This is a genomic window from Planomonospora corallina (genome assembly GCF_042650625.1).
Lineage (GTDB): Bacteria > Actinomycetota > Actinomycetes > Streptosporangiales > Streptosporangiaceae > Planomonospora_B > Planomonospora_B corallina.
Window position 1 is genome coordinate 39,469 of sequence record NZ_JBHSBM010000043.1, and the last position, 7,741, is coordinate 47,209.

Here is a 7,741-nt window from a genome sequence, read left to right on the forward strand (position 1 = left end):
CCGGGGCCGCCGCCCGACCAAGGCCGGCCCGGTCCGGCGGGCGTGGTCGCATTACTGGTACGCCTGGGCCATGGTCGCCCCGGTGATCGTGGTGACCGCCGTGCTCGTCGGCTGGCCGCTGGCGCGGGGCGTCTACCTGTCCATGACCGACGCCACCGAGGCCAACATGGGCCGCACGATCGGCGTCAACGTCATCCCCTCGACCTACGAGTTCGCCGGGCTCGACAACTACGTCTCGATCCTCGGCAGCGGGCTGTTCTGGGAGAAGCTCACCTGGACGGTCGTCTGGACGGTCGCCTGCGTGGCGCTCCACTACGGCGTCGGCCTCGGCCTGGCCCTGATGCTCAACCGGAGGCTGCGCTTCCGCTCGGCCTACCGGCTGATGCTGATCCTGCCCTGGGCGATCCCCGGCTTCGTCGCCGCCTTCATCTGGCGCTACCTCTACAACAGCGACTACGGCGTCATCAACGCCATGCTGCGCAGCATCGGCCTGGGCGGCGTCGGCTGGCTGGACGACCCGACCACGGCGAAGATCGCGGTCATCCTGGTCAACGTCTGGGTGGGCATCCCCTTCATGATGGTCGCCCTGCTGGGCGGGCTCCAGTCCATCCCCAAGGACCTCTACGAGGCCGCGGAGGTGGACGGCGCCACCCCCTGGCAGCGCTTCCGCTTCATCACGATCCCGGGCCTTCGCACGGTCTCCAGCACCGTCGTGCTGCTGGGCACGATCTGGACGTTCAACATGTTCCCGCTGATCTTCCTGATCACCGGCGGCGGACCGGGCAGCTCCACCGAGATCCTGGTCACCTACGCCTACCGCGAGGCCTTCACCGGCATCCGCAACTACTCCGGCTCGGCGGCCTGGGGCGTGCTCATCCTGCTGCTCCTCGTCGTGATGGCCGTCGTCTACCGGCGCGCGCTGCGCAAGCAAGGGGAGGTCTGGTGATGAGCACCGCCACCGTGAGCCCCGGGAACCCCGGGGGAACCGCGAGGCGCCGCCGCGCCCGCGGCCGCGACGAGCGCAGCCTCGGCAGCTCGATCCTGCTGCACGGCACGCTCGTCGTCGCCTCCCTCATCTCGATCTTCCCCATCGTCTGGCTCGTCCTGACCTCGCTCAAGCCGCGCGACGGCTGGCTCTCCACGGAGCTGAAGCTCTTCGACAGCCCTTCGCTGGACAACTACGTCCGGGTGCTGACCGAGACGCAGTTCCCGACGTGGCTGCTCAACTCCGTGATCATCGCGGGGCTGACCACCGTCATCGGCGTCTTCCTGGCCTCGACGACGGGTTACGCGATCAGCCGCTTCCGGTTCCCGGGCTACCGCGGCGTCATGTGGATGCTGCTGATCACCCAGATGTTCCCGGTGGCGATCCTGATCGTGCCGCTGTACAACCTGATGGCGGGGCTCGGGCTGCTCAACCAGATCCCGGGTCTGGTCATCGCCTACATGACCGTGGCCGTGCCGTTCTGCGCGTGGATGATGAAGGGCTACTTCGACTCCATCCCGCGCGAGATCGACCAGGCGGGCCTGGTCGACGGGCTGACCCCGTTCGGCACCTTCTGGCGGGTCATCCTGCCGCTGGCCCGGCCCAGCATCGCGGTCACCGCGTTCTACTCCTTCATGACCGCCTGGGGCGAGGTCGCCTACGCCACGGTGTTCATGACGGGTGACGACAAGCGCACCCTCGCCGCCGGCCTGCAGCAGTTCGTCGGTCAGTACTGGGCCGACTGGGGGCTGCTGACCGCGGCGGCCGTGCTCATCGCGCTCCCCGCGGCGGTCGTGTTCCTGCTCGTCCAGCGGAACCTGGTGGCCGGTCTGACCGCCGGTGCCACGAAGCTGTAACACCACTGTGCTATCACGTCCTGACATGTCGCTTGATCGGGGAATGAACATGACCGAGCTTCTCCATGTAGACCGTGCCGCCGACGCCGCCGCCGTGACCCGGTGGTGGCGGAACGCGGTGATCTACCAGGTCTACGTGCGCAGCTTCGCCGACGGCAACGGCGACGGCGTCGGCGACCTGCTCGGCGTGCGCAGCCGCCTGCGGTATCTCGCCGACCTGGGGGTCGACGCGCTCTGGCTGACCCCGTTCTACACCTCGCCGATGGCCGACTTCGGCTACGACGTGGCGGACTACCGGGACGTGGACCCGGTCTTCGGCTCGCTGGCCGACGCCAAGGCCCTGATCGACGACGCGCACCGGCACGACCTGCGGGTGATCGTCGACGTCGTGCCCAACCACACCTCCGACCAGCACGTGTGGTTCACCGAGGCGCTGGCCGCCGGTCCGGGTAGCGCCGCGCGGGAGCGCTACATCTTCCGCGAGGGCCGAGGCGAGCACGGCGAGCTCCCGCCGAACGACTGGGAGTCGGTCTTCGGCGGGTCCGCCTGGACCCGCGTGCCCGACGGCCAGTGGTACCTGCACCTGTTCGCCGCCGAGCAGCCGGACCTGAACTGGGAGAACCCCGAGGTCCACGCGGAGTTCGACTCGATCCTGCGGTTCTGGCTCGACCTGGGCGTGGACGGCTTCCGCGTCGACGTCGCGCACGGCATGGTCAAGGCGCCGGGCCTGCCCGACGTCGGCCACTCCGACCAGGTCAAGATGATCGGCGCCGACGTGGTGCCCTTCTTCGACCAGGACGGCGTGCACGAGATCCACCGCGCCTGGCGCAGGCTCCTCGACTCCTACCCCGGGGAGCGGATCGGCGTGGCCGAGGCCTGGGCTCCGTCGCCGGAGCGGCTGGCCAACTACGTCCGCCCGGACGAGCTGCACCAGGCGTTCAACTTCCACTTCCTGACCACCCCGTGGGACGCCGGCCGGTTCCGCAAGGTGATCGACGAGTCGGTCACCAGCGCCGGCGGGGTCGGCGCGCCGGCGACCTGGGTGCTCTCCAACCACGACGTCAAGCGGCACGTCACCCGCTACGGCCACGGCGAGGTGGGGTTGCGCCGGGCCCGCGCGGCGGCCCTGCTGACGCTGGCCCTGCCCGGCTCCACCTACGTCTACCAGGGCGAGGAGCTCGGCCTGCCCGAGGTGCTCGACCTGCCCGAGGAGTATCTGCGCGACCCGCAGCGGCTGCGCAACCCCGAGGACGGGCGCGACGGCTGCCGGGTCCCCATCCCGTGGGCCGACGTGGAGCCGCACTTCGGCTTCAGCATGCCGGGCATCGAGGAGACCTGGCTGCCCATCCCCGGCTCCTGGGGGGAGCTCAGCGTGGAGTCGCAGCTGCGCGACCCCGCCTCCACGCTCCACCTGTACCGGGACGCGCTGCGCATCCGCAGGGAGCTGATCGCCTCCGACGAGATCCCGCTGACCTGGCTGGACTCGCCGGAGGGCACGCTCGCCTTCACCCGGGGCGAAGGGTTCACGGTGACGGTTAACCTGACCGGCGAGCCGGTCGAGCTGCCCGCGCCCGGCGGCCGGATCCTGCTGGCGAGCGTCGCGCCGGAGGTCGTCGGCGGGACGGTGCGGCTGGCGCCGGACTCCGCCGTCTGGTGGGGACACGATGTCGCATAACGGTGCCGGCGGCACCGGCACGGCCCGGCTGGCAGACATCGCCGCCCACGCCGGAGTGAGCGAGGCGACGGTCAGCCGGGTGCTCAACGGCAAGCCCGGCGTGGCGGCGGCCACCCGGCAGGCGGTGCTGACGGCGCTCGACCTGATGGGCTACGAGCGCCCGCAGCGCCTGCGCCAGCGCAGCAACGGGCTGATCGGGCTGGTCACCCCCGAGCTGGACAACCCGATCTTCCCGGCCTTCGCCCAGGCATTCGAGAAGGCCCTGACCCAGCACGGCTACACCCCCTTGCTGTGCACGCGGGTGCCCGGCGGCGCGCCGGAGGACGAGTTCACCGAGCTGCTGCTGGAACGCGGGGTCAGCGGCATCGTCTTCGTCTCCGGGCTGCACGCCGATGTCACCGCCAACCAGAACCGCTATACGCAGCTGCTCGGGCAGGGCGTGCCGATCGTCCTGCTCAACGGGCACTCGGGCGACGTGCAGGCGCCGTTCATCTCGCCGGACGACTGGGCCGCCGCGCGGCTGGCCGTGCAGCACCTGGTGGACCTCGGGCACGAGCGCATCGGCCTGGCCGTGGGGCCGGGCCGGTTCGTGCCGGTGATCCGCAAGATCGAGGGCTACCGGCGCGCGATGGCGCAGCTGCTCGGCCTGACCGAGGTGGACGATCTGATCTCGCACTCGCTCTTCTCGGTCGAGGGCGGCCAGGCCGCGGCGGTGAGGCTTCTGGAGCAGGGGTGCACCGGCATCGTCTGCGCCTCCGACCTGATGGCGCTGGGCGCGATCCGGGCCTGCCGCGACCGGGGCCTGTCGGTCCCCGGGGACGTCTCGGTGGTCGGCTTCGACGACTCGCCGCTGATCGCCTTCACCGACCCGCCGCTGACCACCGTGCGCCAGCCGGTGCAGGCGATGGTGACCGCCGCGGTGCACACCCTGCTGGAGGCCGTCGCGGGCACACCGGCCCAGCACTCCGAGCTGATCTTCCAGCCGGAGCTCATCGTCCGCGGCTCGACCGGCTCCGGCCCGCTGATCCTCCGCTGACCCTCCCGCCGCTCCGCACGCGGACCGCGACGCGGGGAGGGGCGGGTGGGCCGCCGGCCTGCGCTCCCGCCCTTCCGCGCGCGGGCCGTGCCCCTCTCCGGGGTTTCACATAGTGCGACATATTCTGGAAATCTTCCCAGAACGATTGTGAAACCTGTCCAGGACACCCTGGTGCCCGGAGAGAGGTGATCGTCGATGATGTTGCGGCTGCGGGTGTCCTTCCCTGACCGGCCGGGCGCCCTGGGGCAGGTCGCCCGGGTGCTCGGCACGCTGGGAGCGGACATCCTCCAGGTGACGGTGCTGGAGCGCGAGACCGGCAGGGCGGTGGACGACTTCGTCGTCTCCTGGCCCGGCTCCCCGGACGCCGCGACCGTCGCGGACCGGCTCTCGGCCGTCCCCGGGATCCGGGTCGAGGGGGTGTGGCCCACCCGCGAGGTTCCCGGCGCCGCCCCCGACTACGACCTCATCCGGCACGTCGCCAGCGACCCCTCCCGGGCCTTCGTCACCCTGGTGGACGCCGTCCCCGAGCTGGTGGGGGCGGAGTGGGCCGTGGCCCTCTCCTCGGACGGGGAGGGACTCCTCCACCGGAGCTGGCAGGCGCCGGAGGTGCTCGAGGACGGCGGCATCGCCGGCGTCAAGCTCGCCGACCTCGCCCTGCTCCGCCCGGCCGCCCTGACCTCCGGCTCCCACCAGCTGATGAGCATCCCCGTCCCGGCCGCAGGGCTGCACCTGGTGCTGGCCCGCACGCAGGGCCCGTCCTTCCACCGCGCCGAGGTGGACCGGGCCAGCAGGGTGGTGGAGATCGTCTCGATCATCGCCGGACCGTGAGCGCCCCGCCCCGGGCGCCGGAGACGCTGGAGCGTGCCAGAGGCGGGGCGTCCCCCGCGGGACGCCTCAGCGCTGCGGGGGGTCGATGCGGGAGCCGTCGGAGGCGAACAGCAGCAGGCGGCTGGCGTCGACGCCGACCCGGGCGGGCTCGCCGGCCCGCCAGACCGGGCGGGAGCCGATCCGGACGATGAGGTCGGCCCTGCGGTGCGTGCCGCCGGAGCCGTCCTGGGACTGGTCCTGCGGCTCCGGCCCGGCCTCCCCTCCGGACAGCAGCCGGCGCATCGCCGAGCGGATCCTGCCGCCCTGGCCGGAGGCGGCCAGCTCCCGGACCGCCTGCCGGGGATCCGGCGGCTCGGGGACGCTGACGGACATGATGCCGGTCTCGACGTAGGCGAGCCACTCGTGGCCGTGGTACTCCAGGGCCCGGACGCGCCCGAGGAAGACGGGCCCGTCGAAGGTGTCCGGGACCGGGGCCAGGCAGTCGGGGCGCAGGCCGACGATGATCTGCCGGCCGACGTACTGGGAGATCGCGTAGGCCCGCGGATCGCTCCACGGGATGGTGATCTGGTGCGGGCCGAAGTCCAGCAGGATGAACTGGTTCTGCGGGGTGCGGACCGTGGCCGAGAGCAGGTTCAGCTGCTGGGAGTTGAGGAACGCGGCGGTGAAGGCGGTGGCCGGGTCGTTGTAGACCTGGCCCGGGGTGCCGACGTCCTGGAGCACGCCGCGGTTCATGATGGCGATCCGGTCGGCCAGGGTCAGCGCCTCGACCTGGTCGTGCGTGACGTAGATCGTGGTGACCCCGAGGGAGCGCACCAGCGCGCCGATCTCCATGCGCAGCTCGGTGCGCATGCCCGCGTCGAGGTTGGACAGCGGCTCGTCCATCAGGAAGATCGAGGGCTGGCGGACGATCGCGCGCCCCATCGCGACGCGCTGCCGCTGGCCGCCGGAGAGCGTTCCAGGCCGGCGGTCCAGGGTCTCGTCGATGTGCAGGGCCTTGGACAGCTCGGTGACGCGCTCCTTGACCATCTCCGGGTCGGCCTTGGCGATCTCCAGCGGGAAGGCGATGTTGCCGCGCACGGTGCGGTGCGGGTAGAGCGCGCCGTTCTGGAAGATCATGGCGACGTCGCGGTCGCGCGGAGGGAGGTCGTTGGCGAGGGTGCCGCCCAGCCACAGATCGCCGGAGGTGATCTCCTCCAGCCCCGCGATCATCCGCAGCAGGGTCGACTTGCCGCAACCGGAGGGGCCGAGGAGGACGAGGAGCTCCCCCTCTCCGGCCCGCAGGTTCATGCGGTCGACCGCCAGGTATCCCCCTGGGTAGACCTTCGTCACATTGTCGAGGACGACGGTACTCATGCGCGCTCGTTCCTCCCGGACGTGGGTGCCCGGATCCAGCCTGTGATTGATGAGGTAGTACATCGTGCGATGTGGTCATGTGTCCATAGATGTCGCCAGAAAACGCACGTCTTGCGGTCACAACTCTGTTACCTGGCCGTATCGGGCATGAAGACAGGGCTTTTCCGTCGTCCGGCCTCCGGAGGCGGGCCGGATGGGCTATTCTTTGCGGAAAGTTTATGAAAAAAATTTCATGCCGGGCTGGAGGCGTCCACCCGGCTTGCACCCCCTCGCGAGCGCATGGTGAGGTAGCTGCTGATGGACGGTGAAGTGACGCGGGCCCCGCGCCCCCGGAGCGACGGGGCCGTCACCCGCCTGGCCGACATCGCCGCCCACGCCGGAGTGAGCGAGGCGACGGTCAGCCGGGTGCTCAACGGCAAGCCCGGCGTGTCCGCGGCCACCCGGCAGGCGGTGCTGACGGCGCTCGACCTGATGGGCTACGAGCGCCCGCAGCGCCTGCGCCAGCGCAGCAACGGGCTGATCGGGCTGGTCACCCCCGAACTGGACAACCCGATCTTCCCGGCCTTCGCCCAGGCGATCGAGAAGGCCCTGACCCAGCACGGCTACACGCCGGTGCTCTGCACCCAGATGCCCGGCGGCGCGCCGGAGGACGAGTTCACCGAGCTGCTGGTGGAGCGCGGGGTCAGCGGCATCGTCTTCGTCTCCGGGCTGCACGCCGACACCACCGCCCGCATGGACCGTTACACCCGGCTCACCGACCGGGGCCTGCCGATCGTCCTGCTCGACGGCTACACCGAGGCGATCGAGGCGCCGTTCATCTCGCCGGACGACCGGCTCGCCGCGCGGCTGGCCGTGCAGCACCTGGTGGACCTCGGGCACGAGCGCATCGGCCTGGCCCTGGGCCCCCGCCGGTTCGTGCCGGTGATCCGCAAGATCGAGGGCTACCGGCAGGCGATGGCGCAGCTGCTCGGCCTGACCGAGGTGGACGATCTGATCTCGCACTCGCT

The 7,741-nt window shown here is 71.1% G+C and carries 7 protein-coding genes; 6 read left to right on the top strand and 1 reads right to left on the bottom strand.

Translation table 11 applies throughout. From position 1 onward, the window contains the following. From ACFOWE_RS29365 to ACFOWE_RS29385, 5 genes are all read left to right on the top strand, one after another. Positions 1-946 (top strand): carbohydrate ABC transporter permease (locus ACFOWE_RS29365; protein WP_377293529.1); only part of this gene is annotated, 946 nt, incomplete at its 5' end. Then, positions 946-1,842, top strand: coding sequence for a sugar ABC transporter permease (locus ACFOWE_RS29370; protein ID WP_377293531.1), 897 nt, complete (start codon positions 946-948; stop codon positions 1,840-1,842). The genes ACFOWE_RS29365 and ACFOWE_RS29370, both read left to right, overlap by 1 nt. Positions 1,843-1,891: 49 nt before the next feature. Further along, positions 1,892-3,517 carry a glycoside hydrolase family 13 protein gene (locus ACFOWE_RS29375; RefSeq protein ID WP_377293532.1) on the top strand — a complete coding sequence of 542 codons (1,626 nt, stop codon included), beginning with the start codon at positions 1,892-1,894 and terminating at the stop codon, positions 3,515-3,517. Further along, positions 3,507-4,553, top strand: coding sequence for a LacI family DNA-binding transcriptional regulator (locus ACFOWE_RS29380; protein WP_377293534.1), 1,047 nt, complete (start codon positions 3,507-3,509; stop codon positions 4,551-4,553). The genes ACFOWE_RS29375 and ACFOWE_RS29380 overlap by 11 nt, the downstream gene beginning before the upstream one ends. 195 nt (positions 4,554-4,748) lie before the next feature. After that, positions 4,749-5,381: an amino acid-binding protein gene (locus tag ACFOWE_RS29385; protein ID WP_377293536.1), complete on the top strand. Its 633-nt coding sequence runs from the start codon at positions 4,749-4,751 to the stop codon at positions 5,379-5,381. A gap of 66 nt (positions 5,382-5,447) precedes the next feature. On the opposite strand, the gene ACFOWE_RS29390 is transcribed toward ACFOWE_RS29385, so the two are convergent. After that, entirely contained in the window at positions 5,448-6,734 is a 1,287-nt protein-coding gene (locus ACFOWE_RS29390; protein WP_377293538.1) for an ABC transporter ATP-binding protein, read from the bottom strand. A gap of 297 nt (positions 6,735-7,031) precedes the next feature. On the opposite strand from ACFOWE_RS29390, the gene ACFOWE_RS29395 reads away from it, so the two are divergent. After that, a partial coding sequence (locus tag ACFOWE_RS29395; protein ID WP_377293540.1) for a LacI family DNA-binding transcriptional regulator occupies positions 7,032-7,741 on the top strand: 710 nt, incomplete at its 3' end.